The 22404-nt window shown below is 59.1% G+C and carries 10 protein-coding genes; 5 read left to right on the top strand and 5 right to left on the bottom strand.

Annotation, left to right across the window (positions count from 1 at the left end; genetic code table 11):
* Nucleotides 1–21: 21 nt before the first annotated feature.
* Both ACIPZF_RS00475 and ACIPZF_RS00470 read right to left on the bottom strand, forming a co-directional pair.
* Nucleotides 22–2946 carry an RHS repeat-associated core domain-containing protein gene (locus tag ACIPZF_RS00475; protein WP_400794207.1) on the bottom strand — a complete coding sequence of 975 codons (2925 nt, stop codon included), beginning with the start codon at nt 2944–2946 and terminating at the stop codon, nt 22–24.
* A gap of 141 nt (nt 2947–3087) precedes the next feature.
* Nucleotides 3088–4002, bottom strand: coding sequence for a hypothetical protein (locus tag ACIPZF_RS00470; RefSeq protein ID WP_400794205.1), 915 nt, complete (start codon nt 4000–4002; stop codon nt 3088–3090).
* 527 nt (nt 4003–4529) lie between these two features.
* Between ACIPZF_RS00470 and ACIPZF_RS00465 the strand changes: the two genes are divergently transcribed.
* Nucleotides 4530–5606, top strand: a complete 1077-nt coding sequence (locus ACIPZF_RS00465) for an autotransporter domain-containing protein (protein WP_400794203.1) — start codon at nt 4530–4532, stop codon at nt 5604–5606.
* A 55-nt stretch (nt 5607–5661) separates the two neighbouring features.
* On the opposite strand, the gene glgB is transcribed toward ACIPZF_RS00465, so the two are convergent.
* From glgB to ACIPZF_RS00450, 3 genes are all read right to left on the bottom strand, one after another.
* Nucleotides 5662–7872: a 1,4-alpha-glucan branching protein GlgB gene (gene glgB, locus ACIPZF_RS00460; protein WP_400794201.1), complete on the bottom strand. Its 2211-nt coding sequence runs from the start codon at nt 7870–7872 to the stop codon at nt 5662–5664.
* Nucleotides 7872–11189, bottom strand: coding sequence for a maltose alpha-D-glucosyltransferase (gene treS / locus ACIPZF_RS00455; RefSeq protein WP_400794199.1), 3318 nt, complete (start codon nt 11187–11189; stop codon nt 7872–7874). The genes glgB and treS overlap by 1 nt, the downstream gene beginning before the upstream one ends.
* A gap of 150 nt (nt 11190–11339) precedes the next feature.
* Nucleotides 11340–13358, bottom strand: coding sequence for an alpha-1,4-glucan--maltose-1-phosphate maltosyltransferase (locus tag ACIPZF_RS00450; RefSeq protein WP_400794197.1), 2019 nt, complete (start codon nt 13356–13358; stop codon nt 11340–11342).
* Nucleotides 13359–13498: 140 nt separating this feature from the next.
* Here ACIPZF_RS00450 and ACIPZF_RS00445 point away from each other — a divergent pair, with 140 nt between their 5' ends.
* From ACIPZF_RS00445 to ACIPZF_RS00430, 4 genes are all read left to right on the top strand, one after another.
* Nucleotides 13499–13660 carry a hypothetical protein gene (locus tag ACIPZF_RS00445; protein ID WP_012273262.1) on the top strand — a complete coding sequence of 54 codons (162 nt, stop codon included), beginning with the start codon at nt 13499–13501 and terminating at the stop codon, nt 13658–13660.
* 61 nt (nt 13661–13721) lie between these two features.
* Nucleotides 13722–13850: a phosphopantetheine-binding protein gene (locus ACIPZF_RS00440; RefSeq protein WP_400794997.1), complete on the top strand. Its 129-nt coding sequence runs from the start codon at nt 13722–13724 to the stop codon at nt 13848–13850.
* Between the two features lie 259 nt (nt 13851–14109).
* Nucleotides 14110–21981, top strand: coding sequence for a neuraminidase-like domain-containing protein (locus tag ACIPZF_RS00435; RefSeq protein ID WP_400794195.1), 7872 nt, complete (start codon nt 14110–14112; stop codon nt 21979–21981).
* Between the two features lie 183 nt (nt 21982–22164).
* On the top strand, nt 22165–22371 hold the full coding sequence (locus tag ACIPZF_RS00430) for a hypothetical protein (protein ID WP_400794193.1): 207 nt from the start codon (nt 22165–22167) through the stop codon (nt 22369–22371).
* Nucleotides 22372–22404: the final 33 nt, after the last annotated feature.

Below are 22404 nucleotides of genomic sequence, written 5' to 3'. Positions count from 1 at the left end.
CGGCCAACAGTAGGTGGCCGCTTACGCCTTACCTCGTGCGAAAAACCTCTGGCGGACTGAAGATCGACGCATTGTTGCACTGCCAACCTCACTCAGTCGATTCACATGATTGGGCTGTTCACTAAAAGTTAACTCCGCACCATGGTAACCCGACACTACCATTTTGCCGAAACCCATCTTATTAAATTGCTCCGCTAACGTCTTGGCGACAGGTTGTCTCAAACCGTCTTTATCCCACTCACTACCCAAATAGGGTCCAGAGTAACGGGCTGGCATGGATGCTTCCTGTGTAGCCACAGGGTCGAAAGAAGCTGGTGGCCGGGTATCAGCACTGAAGCACGATGCCACCCTTATATCTTCAAAATCTGTTGGCAACCGCCCTTTCACTAACTGATCGGCCACTTGAACTGCGCTCGTTGCTAAACCGCCAGCGGAATCGGCCGCAAACCCGCTTATCCCAGGACCTCCGTGGCCAATTAGATAGATTTTGCTCGAGCCTGCATTGAGCGACGACAGAAACATCCCTCCCTCATTACTTTCGATTTTTATGTCGCTCAGGACATCAATAAAATCCAGTCTGAATTGAAAATCTAAATTCAGCGCTGCCAGTTCAGCAGCATGCTTATCGAGATCAGGTTGCCCCTGCAACAAACCAATCCGCCGTTGAAAATCACTTAAATCACCCTCAACTTTGGATAGTGCCGAAGCGATCATCTTCGTAAGATTAGTCTTCGCTTGATCATCCGCGACAATCACGGGGTACAACGGCTTGTTCTTGGTCAGACGCGGTCGATTTTGCCCGACGATCTGTTTCAGTACATCTCCACCCAACATAGAGGCGTAGATATAGCCAGCTCTATCATCCAAACCATGTATATCATGCAAAGTCACCGGATTATTCCTGACCATGCAAAAAAGATTTATCCCGCCCAAGGTTCCGGCAGGATCGACGCTCAACCATCGTCCGATCCAAGGCTGATAATATCGAGCACCATAATAATAAAGCCCTGTCTGATCACGCTCTTTGGCGGCGTATCTGACGGTTTTGTAGTTCGCTTCGTGCTGGCTTCGTGCAGTCCACACTGAAGTCCCTCCGTACGGGTAGTACTCTTCCAGCGAAATTACTTGCCCGCGTCCATCCAACTCCAGCCCGCTACTACCGCCCAGATCGTGATAGCTGTAACGGGGACAATCATTCTCAACGCCCGGCGCTAGATCTTTTACCCAATGCAATAGCTGCACTTCGGCTCCACCCGCAGCTGCCACACGAATGACCTCAAGGTTGGACTTTTCAATTGAGCCGATCCACGTATGTCTCAATTCCAGCCCTTCCAGATACAGCACCCGCTGGACCTGAGTGACGCCCGCAGCCTGCTGCTCGCTGGCTTTGAGCAGGCGCCTCCCACCACTGTCATAGCGATACCACTCACGATCATCGGCACTCGACGCCCGCTGGATAGGACTGACGCACGCCAACTCGCCGCGCGAACTCCACTCCAGCCCCTGACCTGCCAGCAATTCCGACTGATGCCCGCCCGCGTCGAACTGATCATCCACGTGTTCAGGCAACAGGCCCTCACGTGCCAGCATGGCGCGGTTGCTGCGGTTGGAGACGGTCAGCTGCGTGGTGTAATTGTTGTTGCTGGCCGGCGCGCTGTGTTGCACTCTAGTCAGGTTGCCGCCGCTGTCATAGCTGTAACGGCGGGTGTAGTTTGTGTAGGCACTGTCATCGGTTGGCAACGGCACTAACACATCGGGCAGCAGAGGACCCTGGGCGCCCCGCTTGGCCATCTCTCGCCCCGTCGCCTGCACCAACTGATACAGGCTGTCATAGACGAACCTACGCTCGGCCAGCACTTTCTGGTTGCGCCAGAAGTGGGTGGCTTCGGCGGCGTTGGCAACACTCAGCACATTACCCAGCGGGTCGTAGCCGTAGAGAAGGTCCTGCAAGGTTCGCGCACTGGCGTTTGCGGTGCCCGGGCGTTGCACACGAATGCCGGTCAGCCTCTGCGTCAGCGGATCAAAGCTGTAGTCGGTGATGATGGCATTGCCATGTACCTCCCGCGCCTTGTTCGCCGACGCCCAATAACGCACTGAAGCGACGATCGGCTGCTCGGCCTGGCCTTGCAGGGCCAGCCAACTGCCGCAAAACTGCCCGCCGACATCATAGGCCTGACGTTGCAAGTGGCCGCGCGCATCCTTCAGCGTCAACTGGGTCCCCGTGGCGTCGAACGTTCGCAGGGTCAGGTAGTCTTCAGGTTCCAGCGCATCCAGCCACGCCTGCTCGGTGTCGCCCGCCCAATCGGCGGCGTATTCGCCCGCCAACAAGCGTCGTGACTGAGCGGTAACCGCGCCAGTGAGCGCGCAGCTCTGTAGTTCGGCAAGCCCAGCTGTGTCGTAATGCCGCAGGCATTGGCCGGCCAGATTACGCTGCTGTTCCACCAGCCCAGTGCCCGCCCAGCGATAGCGCTCGGCAACCCGCGGCGTAGGCTCACCCGCCTCCTTTTCCATCACTGCCAACAACCGACCGGCCAGCGAAGGGGCCTGGTAGCACCAAGCCATGCCTACCCCTGTGGCACTGACGGCCACCAGCGGCCGTCCGGCGGTGTCTGCCAGCGCCACCTCAATCCCGGCATCGACGCTTTCGGTACGCAGGTGATTGCCAGCCAGATCGCTGTGCCAATGAAAATTTGGTGCATTCAATTCGCCGAGGCGCGGGTCACGGCTTTGCCCAAGATGACCACGAGCGGTGTATTGATGGCGGGTGATGCGCAGTTCGGCGGCGTCTGCGGCATCTTTGCGAAAACAGTCGAGCTCGCGCACTGGAAAACCGCGCGAACAGAAAACCGTCAATCGGGGGGTGTCAGCATGCAAGGCAGGCGCATATGAAGAAGACATGGCTGAATCGCTCGGGATGGTGAGTGCACTGATCTGATTGGTCAGCATCAATGCGGCTCTGCAACACTCCAGCCATACGCCTTCCTTTTTGATAGGATAGCTCACAAAAGCGAAAGCGTGAGCGCGAGGTGAAGCCCTCGCGTCTGTGGCGGCCGCTTTTACTGGAGCTGCTTGGTGGATACCGATCGGTTATGTTAACGCATATTTTAGTTCTGTAGCGAATACGATATCATTGAGCCGCTTAAGTTCCGACTCGACCCTGCCCTTGTAGAGTTCGTATTCAGATTGCCGAATCCATTCATCAGGATGTTGGGCAATCTTGACGCCCCACCCCTTCCCCACCGGCATGCCCAAAATATAATGTTGCTCGTGCACACGATGATTACGAAACGCCGTATCGAATCGGGCATGCAGCTTTTCAATCATTATATCGACCTCCAACAACTTGACCTTCAGCTTCGTGACCAAAGCCAGCTTTGTGGTTGTCTTCACCTCTCGCAAGTCTTTGACATTATTCTTGATCCATACAACCGGAACAGAGACAGGAGACGCACCCGCTCCTGCAACGTCCAGGACCACGTTGATCGCTCTGTTTCCTATGTCGTTAATTACAAAATCCCTGGCCTCATCTCTATAATATTGCGACGTCGAATATTTTGCGAACATGCCTCGAGAAGCCGCTTCGATTCGCTCCACCAGTTCCGTATTCGGAACCAGATCGAACCCTGGCACAAGGGTATCCACGGCATTTGCGCAGACGACACCCCCTACGGTTGTACCCACCACTGGCACTATCGAGCCTACCATCCCTCCGCCCACGCCGGCTCCCGACATCAGGATTCTCTTCACTACACGTTGAGACATGGTGGTGGCCACCGCTAACCGTTTACAACCCAGAAATGCTTCAACATGATCTCTGCACTCCCATAATACCAATGCAGCCACCTTCATTGTCTTGAAGTCGTTTTTTATATTCTGGATAGCCAACTGGGTTGCAGACTCGGCTGCGCGCTGGGCTGCGGACTTGGCTGGCTTCTTTTTAGGTGCAAAATCTTGAGCAAAACGTGTAAGCCCCTCTGATAAACCAGTTTGCTTGATCGGCATCTCTCCGACTCCTTTCATAATGGCAGCATTGACAGTGCTGAAAGATTGGCATCATTCAATATTTTCCAAACTTTCATAAGTCGCAGTTACCACATCAGAGTGAAGGAAAATTCGGTTCCTCCTGCAGAAGTTTACCTGCGCCGTGTATATTGGGGCGCAAAGCTTGCACGCCGATGTTCAGTGCACGTTCCGCTACGCTCTTTGTTTAGCAATAATTCGGCATAGCCAACCCATGGCAAATAGCGATCGCCGCTATAGCGCTAAGGTTTTCCACCTACATCAAGACGTTAACCTTGTTTCTGCCCCGTGCACGCACGCTTAACACTTTCTTGACGCAAGCCATTCCCTCTCCTTAGCTAAAGGTTACCTAGTCTCAGAAAACCTCGCGCCGGGCCTCTAGCTCGCGCCTTCGTGCGTGCCTGCGAAAGCTGGTGTGCGGGTTTGGGTCGCCCTCTGCTATTGCCGTACAGCTCGTGACGACAGGCCAGGTTCTTGGGCTGTACAACAAAAAACACAGGATATCCGCCATGAAAAGCACCTCGATTCCCTTGCGTTTCGACCGCATTTTCTACGCGGTTTCCACGTCGATGCTTTTGGCAACCCCGGTGGAAACCTTCGCCTTCGAATTGCAGGATGACCCCACTTCGCCCCTCTTCCTGCAGCAACCGGCGATGCCGCATTTGTCGCTCGACCCGGTCAGTGCCAGCGGTCTGAGCCTGGGCACGCTGTCGGCCTTCAGCGACAAGATGGGAGAGCGCCACGCCCAGGCGGCGCCTGACCTGATGACCAGCCCATGGATGCAATTTTTCCCAGGCACAGCGCGGCCCGGGGCGCAGGCCCCCGAGCAGCTGGAAGCCCCTAGCCAGCAACTGATGATCGGCCCGGACCTGTTCGTGCGTGAAACCGGTGACGGCAATGTGCACCGCGCAGGGATTTTCGTCGGCCATAACAACCTGCAAAGCAGCCTGAGCGGCAGCCGTCCGCTGCTCGGCGACAAGCAGCGCAATGCGGTCAACCTCAGCGGCGAGAGCCTGGGGGTGTACTGGAGCATGACCCATGAGCAGGGTTGGCATGTGGATGCCGTTGCCATGGGATCGCGCATCGACGTGCTGGGCCGTGGCGAGAGCGGTCAGCGGCTGGACGACAGCGGCCATGCGATGACCTTTTCCGTGGAAGGTGGCTACCCGATTCAGTTGGGTGGCAGCTGGGTGATCGAGCCGCAGGCGCAGTTGATCAACCAGCAGTTCTTCCCCGGCAATCAGGTGCAGGAAGAAACCCTGCAGGCATTCGACAGCCAGCCCACCTGGAGCGGCCGGGTCGGCGCCAAGTTGTCTGGTCGGTACGAAGTGCGGGGGATGCCGATCGAGCCCTATGTGCGGACCAACGTCTGGTATGACTTCAGCAATGCCGACGAGGTGAAGCTGGATCAAGTCGACAAGATTTCCGGGTCGCGGTACTCGACCACCGTGGAGTTGGGCTTGGGGCTGGTGGCTCGGGTGACGCCATCAGTGGCATTGTTCGTCAGCGCCGATTACAGCAGTGATGTGGATGACAATGATCTGAATGGCCTGATCGGTAGCTTGGGTGTGCGGATGCGGTGGTAATCAGTGCCGGCCCTTTCGCGGGGCGTCCCGGCTTGCCCCGCGAAAAGGCAACACATCAAGCCGGCTTCATCACCAGTACCCCCAGCGGCGGCAGATTCAAGGCCAGCGACAACGGCTGCCCATGACTGGCAATGTCATCACTTTCCACCGCCCCCAAATTGCCCACATTCGACCCGGCATAGAGTTCGGCATCGCTGTTGAGCAGCTCCTGCCAACGCTCGCCGAACGGTACGCCAATCCGATACCCCTCACGCGGCACCGGGGTGAAGTTGGCCACCACCAGCAATGGCTCGCCCTGGCTGCTCCAGCGCAGCCAGGCATACACGCTGTTATGAGCATCATCGCCAATCAGCCACTGGAAGCCCTGCGGCTGGCAGTCCTGCTCGTGCAATGCCGGCAGCTCGCGGTACAGCCGGTTCAAATCGCTGACCAGCTTCTGCACGCCCTGGTGCTCGGAGTACTGCAACAGGTACCAGTCCAGCTGGTGGTCATGGTTCCACTCACGCCACTGGCCGAACTCGCAGCCCATGAACAGCAACTTCTTGCCTGGGTGGGTCCACATGAAGGTCAGGTAGGCGCGCAGGTTGGCAAACTTCTGCCAACGGTCGCCGGGCATCTTGTCGATCAGCGAGTGCTTGCCGTGCACCACTTCGTCGTGGGAGATCGGCAGGATGAAATGCTCGGAATAGGCATAGATCAGGCCGAAGCTCATTTCGTTGTGGTGGTGAGCGCGGTGCACCGGGTCGTTCTGGATGTAGTGCAAGGTGTCGTGCATCCAGCCCATGTTCCACTTGTAGGCAAAGCCCAGGCCGCCTTGCTGGGTGGGCTGGCTGACGCCTGGCCAGGCGGTGGATTCTTCGGCGATGATCAGCGCGCCCGGGGCCTCATGGGCGGCGACACCATTGAGGTGGCGGATGAAGTCGATGGCTTCGAGATTCTCACGCCCGCCGTGGCGGTTGGGTACCCACTCGCCGGCCTTGCGCGAGTAGTCGCGGTACAGCATGGAGGCCACCGCATCGACGCGCAGGCCGTCGATGTGGAAGTGCTTGAGCCAGTGCAGCGCCGACGCCATCATGAAGCCACGCACCTCGTTGCGGCCGAGGTTGTAAATCAGCGTGTTCCAGTCCTGGTGGAAGCCCTCGAGAGGGTTGTCGTACTCATACAGCGCCGTGCCGTCGAAACGCGCCAGGCCGTGTTCGTCGGTGGGGAAATGCGCTGGTACCCAGTCGAGAATCACCCCGATACCGCCCTGGTGGCAGGCGTCGATGAACGCGGCGAAGTCTTCCGGGCTGCCATAACGCGAGGTCGGCGCGAACATCGACAGTGGCTGGTAGCCCCAGGAGCCGCCGAACGGATGCTCCATGATCGGCAGCAGTTCGATGTGGGTGAAGTTGAGCTGTTGCACATAGGGCACCAGGCGCTCGGCCAGTTCCCGCCAGTTGTAGAAGCGTGACACCTCGCCCAGGTCATCCAGCTCGCACTGCCAGGAGCCTGGGTGCAGTTCGTAGATCGACAGCGGCGCGCTATAGGCGTGGCGCTGGGCGCGATGCGCCATCCACTCGTGGTCGTGCCACTCGTGGCTCAACGCGCTTGCCACCTTGGACGCCGTGCTGGGCGGCAGCTCGGTGGCGCGTGCCAGCGGGTCGGCCTTGAGCGGCAGAATGCCATCCTTGCCCAGCACCTCGAACTTGTAGGTTTCCCCCACCCCCAGGCGCGGCACGAACAGTTCCCACACCCCAGCGCTATGGCGCAGGCGCATCGGGTGGCGACGGCCGTCCCAGTTGTTGAAATCGCCCACCACCGAGACCCGCCGTGCATTCGGCGCCCAGACCGAGAAGCACACGCCGTCGACGCCGTCGACCTGGGTCGGCTGCGCACCGAAGCGCCCGGATAGGTCACGGTGGTTGCCTTCGGCAAACAGGTGCAGGTCCATATCGCCCAGTTGCGGGCCGAAGCTGTACGGATCTTCGGTCACCTGCTCACCACCGGCCCAGCCGATCTGCAGCAGGTACGGTTGCGCTTCATTCAGGTGCGCAGTGAACAGGCCGGGCAGGCTGCTCTGCTCCATTTCGGCCAGCACACGCCCGTCGTGCCGAGCCAGCACTCGCGCATTCAAGGCAGACGGCAGAAAGGCGCGAACCCATTGGCCGCCTGCGCCATCGCCATGGGGGCCAAGCACTGCAAATGGATCGGCGTGCTCGGCGCGGGCAAGGGCATCGAGCTCCCGCTGCCGAAGGCCACCGTTGTCACGCGTGGTTGCATTCATTACGACTCTCCCCAGGTACTGATCAGTCCATGCAGGCCATGCAAAGGCACGGCCAGCCAACTCGGCCGGTTTTCGGCTTCATAGGTAATCTCGTAGGCGGCTTTTTCCAGGCAGAACAGTTCCAGAGCAGCGCGTTCACCGTCGGCCTGTAACCAGGCATGGGGCATGGCGGCGGTGGCCAGGCCGTAGGCTTCGACGAAGGCATGACGCGACTGGTGCAGGTACTGCCGGGCGACCCGCTGACGAGCCTGCCGTGCTGCCTCGGAAAGGTCTACCGCCGAGGCGCTGCGCAGGATCATCGCAGCAGCATAGTCGAAGGATCGCAATACGCCGCTGACATCCTTGTAAGGGCTGTGTTTGGCCCGGCGCTCGTCAAGCGGGCGCGACGGTTCGCCTTCGAAATCGATGAGGTAGGCATCGCCCTGCACCACCAGCACCTGGCCCAGGTGCAGGTCGCCGTGCACACGCATCAGCAGCCCGCCTTGAGCTTGCTGGGCGAGGTTGGCGATATGCTGAGTGAGGCCTTCGCGTTGCTGCTGCAGGTCATCGACGAGCGCCTGGCTGTCGCTGTCCAGGCTGTCGCGGTGCTGGGCCAGCAGGTCAAGGGCATGGTTGAGCTCGGCGCTGATCTGGCGGGCCCAGCGCGCGCTGTCCTCGCCTTCGCTGGCCCGAGGCTGGAACGCGGCATCCTCGGTGGGCGCCGCCAGCAGCAGGTGCATCTCACCCAGGCGCTGGCCGAGCAAGGCGGCAAAGCCGTTGAGCTCGGCCAGCGCGTCGGTGTGCGCTTCGCCGTCGCTGCTGGCCGGTTCCATCTCGTCGCGGATCGCCCGTTCCAGGGTGTTCTGGGTCCAGGCCCAGGCATCGCCCTGGTTGCTCAGATAGCCCTGGGCGATCATCAGCAGGTGCGGTGCGTCGGCTTCGTCCACCCGGCTGACCCAGGCCAGCAATGGCGAGATATTGGTGAAGCCGGCGGCGGTGAGGTAGGCGCTCATTTCCAGTTCTGGGTGGATGCCGGGGTTGACTCGACGGATCAGCTTGAGCACCACGCGGTCAGCGATCACCACTGAACTGTTGGATTGCTCGGCGCTCAAGTAACGCACTTCGCTGTCGTCGTCCAGCCCCAGCTTGGCCAACTGGTCGGTGCACTTGAACTGCAACTCGCCCTGGTCGTTGCCACAGGGCAAGCTGACGCCATCCTGGCAGGCACGCAGCACAGCCCGAATGAACGGCTCGAGCACGAAGGCATCGGTGATCAGGCCCACCTGGCTGCCACGGCGAACCCGCGAAAGCGCCAGCTGTTGCGGCAAGGCGGTGGTGATATGTTCCTCGGGCAAGAAGCCGAATGGCAGCTGGTATTGAGTGGCCAGGCCATCGCCGAGCACCTCGATTTCGCTGAGCAACACCGGCGTGGTGGCCGTGGCCAAGCGCACGCCGTAGCGCAGGCGCACCTGGTCGATCGGCCCTTCCTTGCCGGCGAACCAGCGCCGCTTGGGCAGGTATTGCGGCAGGATCGCGTCCTGCAGGGTGTGGTTGGAAGGCGCTTCGAGCAGCTCTTCCATACGTTTGCGCAGCACCAAAGTAGTCAATTCCGGCAACCCCTCGGTAGGTTGGACGTGCCAGCTGGGCATGCGGTCGTGCGCCGCCAGCAGGAACCAGTAAAAGGCATAAGGCGGCAAGGTCAGCAGGAACGGCAGTTGGCCGATCGGCGGGAAGGCGCTGCCGCCGAGCATTTCCACTGGGACTTTGTCGGCGTATTGCGACAGTTCCAGCTCCGCCGCCTGCGCCGCGCGGGAGACGTTGGCAACGCAGAGGATCACTTCATTGTTGCCATTGGCATCGGTGTATTCGCGGATGTACGCCAGGATGCGCCGGTTGCTCGGCGTCAGCGTGCGCATGCTGCCGCGGCCAAAGGCCTTTTGCTGGTTGCGCACTGCCAGCAGGCGGCGGTTCCAGTTCAGCAACGAATGCGGGTCGTGCGACTGCGCCTCGACGTTGACGGTCTGGTAGCCGTACAGCGGGTCCATGATCGGCGGCAGTACAAGGCGCTGCGGGTCGGCCTTGGAGAAACCGCCGTTGCGGTCGGGCGACCATTGCATGGGGGTGCGTACGCCGTCGCGATCGCCCAGGTAGATGTTGTCGCCCATGCCCAGCTCGTCGCCGTAGTACAGGGTCGGTGTGCCCGGCATCGACAGCAGCAGGCTGGTGAGCAGCTCGATACGCCGACGGTCGCGTTGCAGCAGCGGCGCCAGGCGGCGGCGGATGCCGAGGTTGATGCGTGCGCGGCGGTCCTCGGCGTAGTAGTTCCACAGGTAGTCGCGCTCGCGGTCGGTGACCATTTCCAAGGTCAGTTCATCGTGGTTGCGCAGGAAGATCGCCCACTGGCAGTTGGCGGGGATTTCCGGGGTCTGGCGCAGGATGTCGGTGATCGGAAAGCGGTCTTCCATGGCCAGGGCCATGTACATGCGCGGCATGAGGGGGAAGTGGAAGGCCATGTGGCACTCGTCGCCATCGCCTTCGCCAAAATACGGGTGCGTGTCTTCGGGCCACTGGTTGGCCTCGGCCAGCAGCATGCGGTCAGGATAGTTGGCGTCGATTTCGGCGCGGATCGCCTTGAGCACCTGGTGGGTTTCCGGGAGGTTCTCGTTGTTGCTGCCGTCGCGTTCGATCAGGTACGGGATGGCGTCCAGGCGCAAGCCGTCGACGCCCAGATCGAGCCAGAAGCGCATCACCCCGATCACCGCCTTGAGCACCTGCGGGTTGTCGAAGTTGAGGTCCGGCTGGTGCGAGTAGAAGCGGTGCCAGAAGTACTGGCCGGCGACCGGGTCCCAGGTCCAGTTGGACTTCTCGGTGTCGAGGAAAATGATCCGCGTGCCGTCGTACTTCTGGTCGTCATCCGACCACACGTAGAAATCGCGTGCCTTGCTGCCGCGCTTGGCCAGGCGGGCGCGCTGGAACCACGGGTGCTGGTCGGAGGTGTGGTTGATGACCAGCTCAGTGATCACCCGCAAACCGCGCTTGTGCGCTTCGGTGATGAAGCGCCGGGCGTCGGCCATGCTGCCGTAATCGGGGTGCACGGCTTTGTATTCGGCGATGTCGTAACCATCGTCGCGGCGCGGCGAAGGATAGAAAGGCAGCAGCCACAGGGTGTTGACGCCCAATTCGGCGATGTAGTCGAGCTTGCTGATCAGGCCGACGAAATCGCCGATGCCGTCGTTGTTGGCATCGAAGAACGACTTGATGTGCAGCTGGTAGATCACCGCGTCCTTGTACCACAGCGGGTCGTCGATGAAGGCTGCCGGGCGGGAACGCTTGGCCATGTGCGACTCCTTTCAGATCTTTCCTGGGCTTACCCACCATTCCCTGTGGGAGCGGGCTCGCCCCGCGAACACGGGCGAAGCCCGTGCCAGACACCGCAGTGCCTGTTTCGCGGGACAAGCCCGCTCCCACAGGGAAAGTTGTGTGCCGCGCTAGCGGGCTTTCTCTATGCGCCAGATACCGAACGGGTGATGCCACGGCTCGATACGCATCCACTGGGTCTTGCCATGCCAAGTCCAGCGGTGGCCATTCATCAGGTCTTCACCCAGAGTGTCGGCGTCGTCGTCCAGCCCCAGCTCCCACAACGGCAGCTCGAAACTCGCCTCCTGGGCGTTATGCGGATCGAGGCTGATCGCCACCAGAATGTAGTTGTCACGCTCGGGCGTACGCTTGGCGAAATACAGGATGTTGTCGTTCCAGCAGTTGAAAAACGCCACGCCCAGGTGCGTCTGCAAGGCACGGTTCTGCCGGCGGATGCGGTTGAGCTGAGCGATCTCGGCAATGATGTTGCCGGGTTGGGTGAAGTCGCGCGGGCGGATCTCGTACTTCTCCGAGTCCAGGTACTCCTCCTTGCCCGGCAACGGCGTGCCCTCGCACAGCTCGAAGCCCGAATACATGCCCCACAGCCCCGAACCCATGGTCGCCAGCGCGGCGCGGATGAGAAAGCCGGCACGGCCCGAGGTGTGCAGGAAGAACGGGTTGATGTCCGGCGTGTTGACGAAGAAGTTGGGCCGGTAGCACTGGCTCCACGGCGGCTGGTTGAGTTCTTCGAAGTACTCGCGCAGCTCTTTCTTGGTGTTGCGCCAGGTGAAGTAGGTATAGCTCTGCGCATAACCGACCTTGCCCAGGCGCGCCATCATCGCGGGTTTGGTGAACGCCTCGGCGAGAAAGATCACCTCGGGGTACTGACTGCGCACATTGGCGATCAGCCATTGCCAGAACGGCAGCGGCTTGGTGTGCGGGTTGTCGACGCGGAAGGTTTTCACGCCCTCCTCGACCCAACCCACCACCACATCACGCAGAGCCAACCACAACGACGGCACGGCCTCGGCGGCATAGAAATCGACGTTGACGATGTCCTGATATTTTTTCGGCGGGTTTTCCGCATAGCGGATGGTGCCATCGGGGCGCCAGCTGAACCAGCCGGGATGCTCCTTCAGCCAGGGGTGGTCCTGGGAGCACTGGATGGCGAAGTCCAGGGCGATTTCCAGGCCATGCTCGGCGGCGGCTGCAACCAGGCGGCGGAAGTCTTCGCGGGTGCCCAGCTGAGGATGAATGGCGTCATGCCCGCCTTCGGGGCTGCCGATGGCGTAGGGGCTGCCAGGGTCTCCCGGCTCGGCCTGCAAGGCATTGTTGCGGCCCTTGCGAAACTGCTTGCCGATCGGGTGAATGGGCGGGAAGTACAACACGTCGAAGCCCATGTCGCGAATCATCGGCAGGCGCTCGTGCACGTCGTTGAACGTGCCATGGCGCTCGGGGCTGTCGGTGATCGAACGTGGGAACAGCTCGTACCAGCTGGCGAACTGCGCGGCCGGGCGGTCGACGTCGAGGGGGAATTCGCTGCTGCGGGTGAGGTAGCTGCGATGCTCGGCTTCGGTCATCAGCCGCGTGGCTTCGGTGCCCAATAGCAGCGCCACCTGATCATCCTGGGGCAGTTGCGGCAACTGAGCCTGCAGCGCCTCGATCTGCTCGCGCAACGCGCCCTCGCTGCGCTCGGCGCCCTTGCCCAGCAACAGGCGGCCCTCCTCCAGCTCGAGCTTGATATCGACCCCAGCGTGGTACTTCTTCTCCAGGTCGTAGCAATAGGTGGCGAACGGGTCGATCCACGCCTCGATACTGAACAGGTGCAAGCCCAGCTCGGTGGGGGTGAATTCGGCAAGCCACAGATCATTGCCCGGCGAGTGCATCGGCACGCAGTGCCAGCGCCGACTGTTGGCCTGACGCCAGTTGAGCATCACCGCCAAGCGGTCGTGGCCGTCGCTGTAGACCTTGCTGCTGACCGCCACCGGCTGGCCGCTGATGGCCTTGGCGGCGAAAGTGCCAGCGTCCAGCACGGGGCTGCTGTCCTCGATGACGATACGTGGCGCCAAGAGCGCCTGGGACAGGCTGATTGCCTGGTCCGGGTGGTCGTTCGCCATCGGTACGCTTTCGAAGGGCTCGTTACGCGACATCGGTCTGGCTCCCTGTTGGCATTGGCGGTAAGGGTTCAGAGCCATCGTCCACGCAGGGGGTTCAAAAAAAGTGAGCAAACGGCGCAGCCACGTATCAAAGCCTGCACCACCCTCTCATTTACACCCCGCGAGGTCAGGCCATGAACATTCCCATTCCACCGGAAACACCCGACCCGAATATCGACGACCCGAGCTTGCCGCCGCCGGTGCCGGAAGAAGAGCCGGACGAGCTGCCGATCAAGCCGACCATGCCGCCGACGGTGGGTGATCCGCCGAGTCAGGAGCCACCGGTGAAGGCTTAAGGATAGACGAGGCTACTGGTAATACTGCCAGTAGTGCTCGTCGGTTGTAGTAGCTGACTCACTGGATTGCGTAGAGCTGGTTCTGAAGTTTGAAGAAGCATTTTCCATTTCCATCCCTGCTGATGAAGCAGAGAAATTTACAACCGTAGGAAATATAATTGCCTATATAAAAGAGCACGAAAATTCATGAACCTCATGCCATCAACCCCTACAGAACAGGCCTGAAGACAGGCCTGCTTCTCCTAGGATTTAGCTTTAGTAAAGCGTTCGATACTGACGTATCTCATCCGAAACATCCCCCCGCCATCACCCCTTCCTGATTCCCACCACCTGATATTTTTGCCAGGTGCGGCGATGCCTTTGCCGAAGTAGTGTTATCGCATCCACGCCGATGTTCGATGCGGCATACCAATAGCTTCCTCAACGCTCATGAGCAAGGAAGTCTTAGCATGAACGACCTCTCGCCAGTCCCAGCCACCCGCAAGGATGCAGCCACCTACATGGGCCTGTTCCCGGATGCCAGCATCCGCTGCGCACTCGGCGCTCCACAGGCCAACACCAGCCAGATGGCGTACCTGGTCTACCTGAAGGAAATGATCGAGGCACTGGAAGTTCGCGCCGATGTCGCCGCCCCGGTCACCTTGTTCCAACGGCGCCCCGACCTGTTGCAGCTCAAGCTCGACGAGAAGGCCGCGAAAAAAGCGCTGCCCACCTTGCGCCTGGTGCTTGGCCTTCTGGAAAGTCGCGCGCGCGAGGTGCTTGCAGCCAACCAGACGCTGGAACAAGCCGTGGCCAGTGTCGTACACCAGGGCAGTGTACCGTTCCAGCATACCTGGGAGTCGGTCAAGGCCACCCTGGCACTCAAGCAACTACCACTCTGGGATGTGCTACGCACCAGCGACATCGACCACCCCACATTCATCTGCGACAAACTGACCCGACCCACGCAGCGTGCGGCCACCACCTTGAGCAGCGGCTTCGCACCCGAGCTGCAGGCACGGTTGCTTGACGCGAGCACTGCCCACTCGCCTTTGAACGGCCTGACCACCACCCAAGCGGTGAGCAAAGCCCTGGGGCTGACACGCAAGGCGTTGCGTCGGCTGTTGGCCGTACGCGCTATTGGCAACGGCAACAGCTCGGTGACCCTGAGCCAGCATGTCTCAGCTGCGGAATTCCATGCCGGCTCAAGCGAGCGTTACGGCGCAGGGTACATCAATAATGGCAAAGCGCCACTTTTCCTCACCCAGCCAAACGTGGCGGACAGCACCGTACAGATCAACGGCGTCACCGATGATCACCTCGTTCGCCTGCAGCACATCCTGTACATACAGCGGGCGCTGGACCTCAAGCCCGCCGAGGCCGACGCAGTAGTCATGGCAGCGATCCGGGCCGAGAAACTAGGCGAAGACCATACCATCACTGCTCACACCTTGCGCGCACTCGGCCTGTTCCGCCACTTGCACGAAAAATACGCTGTGAGCGCCCATCAATTCGCAGCGTTCATCTGTGAGATCCTGCCCTACGGCGCCGACGGCGAAAAACCCTTCTACGACCAGCTGTTCGCCCCCAAAAACACCGACGAAGATGCCCCTGCGGCACCTGTTTTCCGGCTCGACAACAGTGCATTCGACCCCACAGCCACCAGCGGTGCCGACGCGCTCACCGTCAAGCAGTTGTGCCTGGCCCTCAAGGTGGACGAACCGGTGCTGCGCGCGATACTGGAGTGGGTGGTCAAAGCCCAGGGCCTGGCGCAACCCACGCGCTCCATCAAAGTGGTGTCGGCTTGCTACCGGTTGGCTGCCCTGCCCCGATTGTTCGGCATGAGCCCCCGGGACGGAATGATGGCCCTTGCGCTACTCGCACAGAAAGACCCGGCCTACAAAACCCAGTTGGCAGGCACGCCTAGCCTTGGCACCGACGCGGCGCAGGCGGATATCGTCGATGTGATCGTAGGCATGATGGGCGCTATACAATGGATGCAGCAGCAAACATGGGGTGTCAATCAACTCTACTTGTCGCTGCAGTCCGAATTCACCCCAGCTCGGCGAGGTTGGCATAGCATCTGCGATGCCCCCGCCCTTGACCCGGCAGGTGAGGAGAGCACGCTGCATACGGCGCTGAAACAGGCACTGCAGCTCGAAGACGTGGCGCTGGTGCAGCCATTGTTGCGCTGGGCTGGCCTCGACACAGTGAAGTTTCGCGCCAACGTATGCGCCATCCAGCGCAAGCACGCTGAGAAAAAACTGCCCCCGCTCGCCTGTTTCACTGAAAAAGATATCAAAGATTGGTCCCTGCTTGATCAATACAGCACGTTCGTGAAGCTGCTCGGGCTCAGTGCCGGGACGCTTAAACAGCTGGTGGAAAAACCCGCGTGGTTTGGCTTGCTTGATGAAACCGGGGCGGTGCTGCGCGGCCTTGACCTCACGACTGCCTATCTACTCACCCGCTACAAGGCGCTTATTGCCAGGCTGCCGGAGGGCAACATAGAAAGCCATGTTACGGGTTACCTGGCTGACGTAGATACCTCCAAGCACGGCCCAATGACCGGAAAGCGGATTACCACGGCCTGGACCGCACTGGAAACCTTGCTTGGCAAGCCTCAAGGCAGTCTGGCACGCCTTACCTCGCTGACGCCTCCCACCACGCTGGGAGAAATTGACCGGTTGCTGCGGCTGCTGGACCTGTCGCAGCAACAGCGGCTGTCGGTGGATACCTTGGTCGAGCTCGGTGCACTGCCGTCAGCAAGCAACCACATGCCGTTCCAGCAAGCCGCCACGGCACTGCGGCAAAGTTGTACAGCCAAGCAGCGCAAGGTATTGGACGAGCAATTGAGTGTGGCCTGGCGTGACGCACTGGTTAACTGGATGCTTGCCAGCTGGGTACCAGCAAACACCCAGCGCAGTTGGATCACCAAGCCACAAGCGCTGGCCGACTACCTGCTGATAGACCTGCAAGTCTCCCATGAGCCGCGTACCACCCGGGTAGCCGCTGCCATTGCCAGCTTGCAGCGTTACCTGCACCAGGTATATGCGCGCCAGGAAAACGGCTACCGCAGCACGCTGTTTGATGAAGCCGAACGTGACGAGTGGGAAAACTTTGCCAGCCGTTACGAGAACTGGAAGTTGCGCCAGCAGGTGCGCAACGAGCCGCAGAACTTCATCGACCCGACCCGCCGCACGCGCAAGACCACGGCATTCAAAGAGCTTGAAAACCTGATCGCACAAGGCAAGTGCCAACCGCAGGACATCCAGACCGCCATGGTGGGTTACCTGAGCACGTTCGAGACGCTCAGCAATATACAACCGATTTCAGCGTACGCCGATGGCACCTCACCGCTTGAAGATACCTATCACTTCATAGGCAAGACCAACGTCGAGCCCGTCGAATACTACTGGCGCACTTTGGACATGCGCCAACGTGACGGGGTCGGTGCCCCGAGTATGTTGGCGTGGGGGGAATGGGAGAAAATTGCGCTGCCGATCAGCGGCGCCGTGGCGCTGACGCCATTGGCAACAGCAGCGCCCTTGCAATACATCGCGCCCAAAGAAGTTCCCGAGGCTGAGAAGGCCGCCGAAGATAAGAAGAAGAAGTCGCACGCCGAAGCGGCGAAAAAAACTGAAGACTCGCTGCTTAAACAAGACGAGCGTACGCATATCGAGCTGATCCGCCCGGTCATCGTCGCCGGGCGGCGCTATGTCGTCTGGGTGGAGTGGGAAGCCACTTCCATCGCCATGGGGCCCGACAACAAACCCAGCCAGTATTACCCGTTGCGGGTGTGTTTCACCTATCAGCAAACCGATGGGGCCTGGAGCCCGCCAAATGAATTGCTACGGCTGGATGGGCACGATAAAAATGGCAACTTCAATACCCAAAAAGAATTGGCAGAGCCGGTACAGGGTTCGACTGCTGGCAATGCTTTTTTAAAGACTAAAGACTACAAGCCAGGCTTAGCCGTAATGGTCAATAACATGGGTAATCGGGTCAACGACCCATGGTTGACAGTGCTCCTGTTTGACAATGCGTCTGCTGACACGCCTTCCCCCAATGACATCGAGAAGTGGAAAGAAGACAACAAATACTTCATCATCAGCAAAGACCTGCTGTTGCTGGAACATAGAACACTGGATGCAACATCAGAATCCGGCATGACTATCGAAAAAAGTCTGGTCTCCAACTGGCTGCGTTTTTTCCGCGACCCTCGTGTTGTTCAGCACCCCTACGTCGGTCCGTTAATGACGTTCGAAAAAGCAGGGGAACTAACACCCGTATGGAAAGGGCTTTCTAGCGATCAGCTTGAAGTGTATGAAGCACCGCAGACCCCGAGCTTCCAGTTTGATCCGCAGCCGCATGCAAAATCTCAAGAAATGGAAATCATTGTCAACTCCGGGCTTGAAGTCAAGTTTAAAAACAGTGAACAAAAAATCATCTTAACACACCCTGCATACGGCCCCATCCTGGAGGTTATGGCGAGCTACCAGAAGAAAACCACAGAACCAGGGCTCTCCATAATCTATGAATACAAAACTAATTTTAAGATAAAATCTATTAGCCAGGACATAAAAAACATCGAGACTATCAGCACCCCTGGCAATAATCAACTCAGAGTAAGCAATTTAGCGCCAGGAGAGACCAAAACATACACCGTACACTGGCATTCTTACGACGACTACACGCTTAAGGAAATCCTTGAACTCATCGATTACTTCATTGCCGACTTTGGGGAGCGCCGTAAGGAAACCAAGCTACCGCTGCGCCCTATCTCTCATGCCAGCGATCTCCCTGTCACCCTCAATATAGAAAGCCCAACAGCCAACACTGCTACGTGGACTTTATCTGCCTCAGACAATAATCTCCTTAGCGCTCTCAAGCTCGATACGCTTAGATCCTTTGCCATCACACCCGAAGAAACATTCAGCACCTTCAAACGGCTTCTTCTTAAAAATCGGCACATTACAGAACGGTCGCTCAATCAGCTCCTTGAACTCCCCGACGCTGGGGACCCAGACACTTCGATCACCCTGGAAAATGCAATCAATAAAGCGTGCACCTTGAACCGCGCCGATGCTGTGACTGCCCTTGTTCAGCAAGAAGTTGAAACATTGAAGAACAATGGTGTCGAGCTGCCTGCTGACCTCTCGCTGGAGTCAGCTGTTCGTCTACGCCACCTGCACCCCGAAGCCTGCAGAAAGATACTTCTGTACCTTGACCCCACACACACCATGCAGCTCGAAGACACACTCTCTGCCAAGGGCGATGGACGTGTAGTCTTCCGGTGCCCGTTGCCCCATGATCTCACTCGTTACACATTCACCTTAAGGGTGTATGACGACAAAAACCAAGAGATCGGCTCTGCCTCTCAACCTTTTGAGTGGAAAGAGCACCCAGACGACGCGGTACCCAGCGTCCAGATCAGGCGAAACAAAGAGCAGGCACTGTATATCGATTTTACCGAAGCCAACATGAAGTTGGCCGACACGATGGTTCCGAACCTGCGCCTCAATACCCTGTTTGGCAAACAACTGGTAGCACTGGCAACTCAGTCGGTAGAACGCGCACTTTCGTGGGAAGCTCAGTGTTTGCCCGAGCCCGCACTCGCCTCAGCGGACAATCGCACTACTGTCGACTTCAACAGCGCCAATGGCCTTTATTTCTGGGAGCTGTTCTTCCACGTGCCGTTCCTGGTGGCCTGGCAATTGCGTGAGAACCGCGAGTACCGCGAAGCCTGGCGCTGGTGTACTCGTCACTTGTTCGACCCCTATCGCACATGGGCACCTGCGGGCGATCATGCTCCGCCCTACTGGATGACCCAACCGATCAGCGGCCCGACTGCCTTGGCTGCCAGCCAGGCGGAGAACGACCCCGACCTGCTGGCTTACGCCGCCCCCCAGCGCTATCGCAAGGCTTTGCACCTGTTCGTGGCCGAGAGCTGGAAGCGCCAGGGTGACGACCTGTACCGCCAGCTTACCCGCGACACGCTGGTGGAAGCCGCCATTTGCTATGACAAGGCGCTGCGCCTGATCGGCCCACTACCCGAGCAGTTCTCTACCGCGCCCAAAGACGCACTTGCACTGGCCGCTGCCCGCTCGACAGACTTCGTGCCACCGCTCAACAACAAGCTGACCGAGTTGCGCGACCTGCTGCGCAACCGGCTGTTCAACCTTCGTCACGGCCTGACCCTCGATGGCAAGCCTGCGAGCGTGCTGCTTGAACCAAGTGCCTACAACCAGCTGGCCCTGGGTTATGGCGGCCCCAGCCACGAGGTGGGTGGCGGCATCAAGGTTGCACGCCCGGTACCTCCCTGCCGGTACGAAGAAGTGCGCAAAAGCGCCGATGCGGCGGTGCTGCAATTGATCGAGCTGGGGCAGACCCAGCTGCGCTTTTACGAAAGCGAGGGCGCGCAGAAACTGGCATTGCTGAGCAAGACCAATATCATCAACCTGCTCGAGTTCCCCTGCCGCCTGCAGGCGCAGGCACTGGAGTCGGCAAAGCGCGGGCGGGATACCTTGCTGGCCAGCAAACGAATGGTTGAGCAACGCCTGGGCTATTACGAAGGCCTCGTGGAGGTCGGCATCACCCCTCTGGAAGAAGCCGCTATCGGTATCGGTTATGCGTCACGAGCACAGTACGCGATGTCCATACCCTTCCAGGCTGCCGCCGGGGTGACGGATGGAATCCCCAAGATCTTTGGCCTGGCCTTCGGTGGTTCCGAGCCTGCGAGTGCGGTGCTAGCCTTGGCAACGGGCACCGAAATATTCGGCAAGATACTTGAGACCACCAGTAACGAATTGCACCGACAAGCTGGCTATCAACTGCGCAGCCAGGAATGGCAATTCCAAGCTGATCAAGCAAGGTTGGAACTACGGGTCATCGACCAGCAGTTGCTTGAGCAGGACATCCATATTCGTGCCGCGCACATTGCTGTTGAAGAGGCCCGAGCGACGATTGCGGCCCACCGTGCAGAGTTCCAGGTCATGACCACGGTATTTGCCAGCCACCCGACCTACCTCTGGCTGATCGGGCGGCTGGCGGACATTTACAGCACCGCCTACGACGCTACCCTGTCGCTGTGCCTGATGGCCGAGGCCTGCCTGCAATACGAGCTAGGCGATTTCCGCAGCACCTGGATCCGCACTGATGGCTGGCTCGACAACTGGCGCGGCATGCTCGCCGGGGAGGCGCTGGAACGCGATTTGATGCAGATGGATGTTGCGGCGATCACCAACAACGAACGGCCGCTGGATATCCGCCTGGACTTGTCGGTGTGCAAAGTGATGGGCTGGACCAGCGACAAGTTGCAAGAGCACCTGAAGGCAGGCAAAGTTCCCTTCGAACTGATGTCCCGGCATTTCGACGAACAGTATCCGGGCCACTACCTGCGCCGGATCGAACGAATCGTGCTGACGTTCAAGAACGGTACCAAGTCCTTGTCCGGACCTGTGGCAGCCATGCTGACCCAAACCACGAACAATGTCCTGCTCAGCAATGACGAGGCTGGCGCAAAGCGGCTCTATTCAACCAAAGAAGGCAGCGAGCAGAGCCTGCTGCGCGACCTGCGACCGAACCAGCAAGTGTCCATCTGGTCGGCCAAGGAAATCACCCGCAACTTCGACCTGCAACCCTCACCCAAGGATGAAACTCGCTATCAACCGTTCGAGGGCACAGGCGCGATCTCGAGCTGGGTGCTGTCGTTCCCGAATGCCGACCAACCTGACTTCCAGCAGAACGCTCCGCTATTCGATGCTGATGGCAAGTGCCTGGTCACCGATATCGTGGTCGAGATCAGCTACAGCGCAATGGATGGCGGGAAGGATTTCACGACGCAGGTCAAGCAGCTGCTTGCAAAGGTTAAAGCACCCGAAGTTGCCAAAGCCGCAGATGCCGAGCAAGCCACTAAGGCAGAAGCAGAGGCAGAAGCAGAGGCAGAAGCAGGAGCAGAAGCAGAAGCAGAAGCAGGAGCAGGAGCAGAAACAGGAGCAGAAACAGAAACAGAAACAGAAACAGAAACAGAAACAGAAACAGAAACAGAAACAGAAACAGAAACAGAAACAGAAACAGAAACAGAAACAGAAACAGCCCCCAATGTCGAGGCGGCTACCAACGAAAGCGTGAAGTCGGTGGAAGAATTGAGGACCCTTGCGAAGAAGCTGAAGGGTTCGTATGTCCGGGTCTCCAAAAAGAACGGGGATTATTTCACTGGTGAGTTGCTAACGCCCGAGCACTTCACGGTTAGCCTGTTTAAACGCAACTCAGCAACCAGTACCTCGGAGAGCATTATCTACTTCCACGCTATGGCGGACATCGAAGTGATAACCAAGCCCTGACCTTGCCCTCAACGTCGGCGCAGCGCCCAGCTTTTAGCGGGCACTGCGTCCCGGCGTGATGGTGGTCGACACTTGCCCCCTACCTTGAAGACTTGATGAGAGGTGATTACGAACACGCCCGTTCTGCTAGCTGCTTACCCCTGTAAACCACACGACAACTGACCAGAAAACGAGGATCACACCATGGCCACAACAGCTGAAGTCAAGGCATTGCTCGCCAAAAAGTATGGAAAAAAAGTGGAAGACCTCGAGGACTCCACGCTCATCAAGGAGATCGTCGGTAACGCCAGCAAACTCCCTGCCTACCTGAAAGAAGCGTTCGACGTCGATTTATCTATCAGCGAACTGGAGGGCGCCAGCGACATCAGTGACCTGGTGAATCTGTTGTAGCCAAATCAGAGAAGTGCTCCGGTGTTCAGGCCT

Origin of the sequence: Pseudomonas sp. NPDC089752 (assembly GCF_044748725.1) — a bacterium.
Lineage (GTDB): Bacteria > Pseudomonadota > Gammaproteobacteria > Pseudomonadales > Pseudomonadaceae > Aquipseudomonas.
The sequence above is the reverse complement of the archived record's forward strand: the minus strand, read 5'-3'. Positions and strand labels throughout refer to the sequence as shown.

Bases quoted from the DNA above. Each gene is read 5' to 3' on its own strand.
- ACIPZF_RS00475 (WP_400794207.1), bottom strand. From the start codon at position 2,946: ATGCTGACCAATCAGATCAGTGCACTCACCATCCCGAGCGATTCAGCC.
- ACIPZF_RS00470 (WP_400794205.1), bottom strand. From the start codon at position 4,002: ATGCCGATCAAGCAAACTGGTTTATCAGAGGGGCTTACACGTTTTGCT.
- ACIPZF_RS00465 (WP_400794203.1), top strand. From the start codon at position 4,530: ATGAAAAGCACCTCGATTCCCTTGCGTTTCGACCGCATTTTCTACGCG.
- glgB (WP_400794201.1), bottom strand. From the start codon at position 7,872: ATGAATGCAACCACGCGTGACAACGGTGGCCTTCGGCAGCGGGAGCTC.
- treS (WP_400794199.1), bottom strand. From the start codon at position 11,189: ATGGCCAAGCGTTCCCGCCCGGCAGCCTTCATCGACGACCCGCTGTGG.
- ACIPZF_RS00450 (WP_400794197.1), bottom strand. From the start codon at position 13,358: ATGTCGCGTAACGAGCCCTTCGAAAGCGTACCGATGGCGAACGACCAC.
- ACIPZF_RS00445 (WP_012273262.1), top strand. From the start codon at position 13,499: ATGAACATTCCCATTCCACCGGAAACACCCGACCCGAATATCGACGAC.
- ACIPZF_RS00435 (WP_400794195.1), top strand. From the start codon at position 14,110: ATGAACGACCTCTCGCCAGTCCCAGCCACCCGCAAGGATGCAGCCACC.
- ACIPZF_RS00430 (WP_400794193.1), top strand. From the start codon at position 22,165: ATGGCCACAACAGCTGAAGTCAAGGCATTGCTCGCCAAAAAGTATGGA.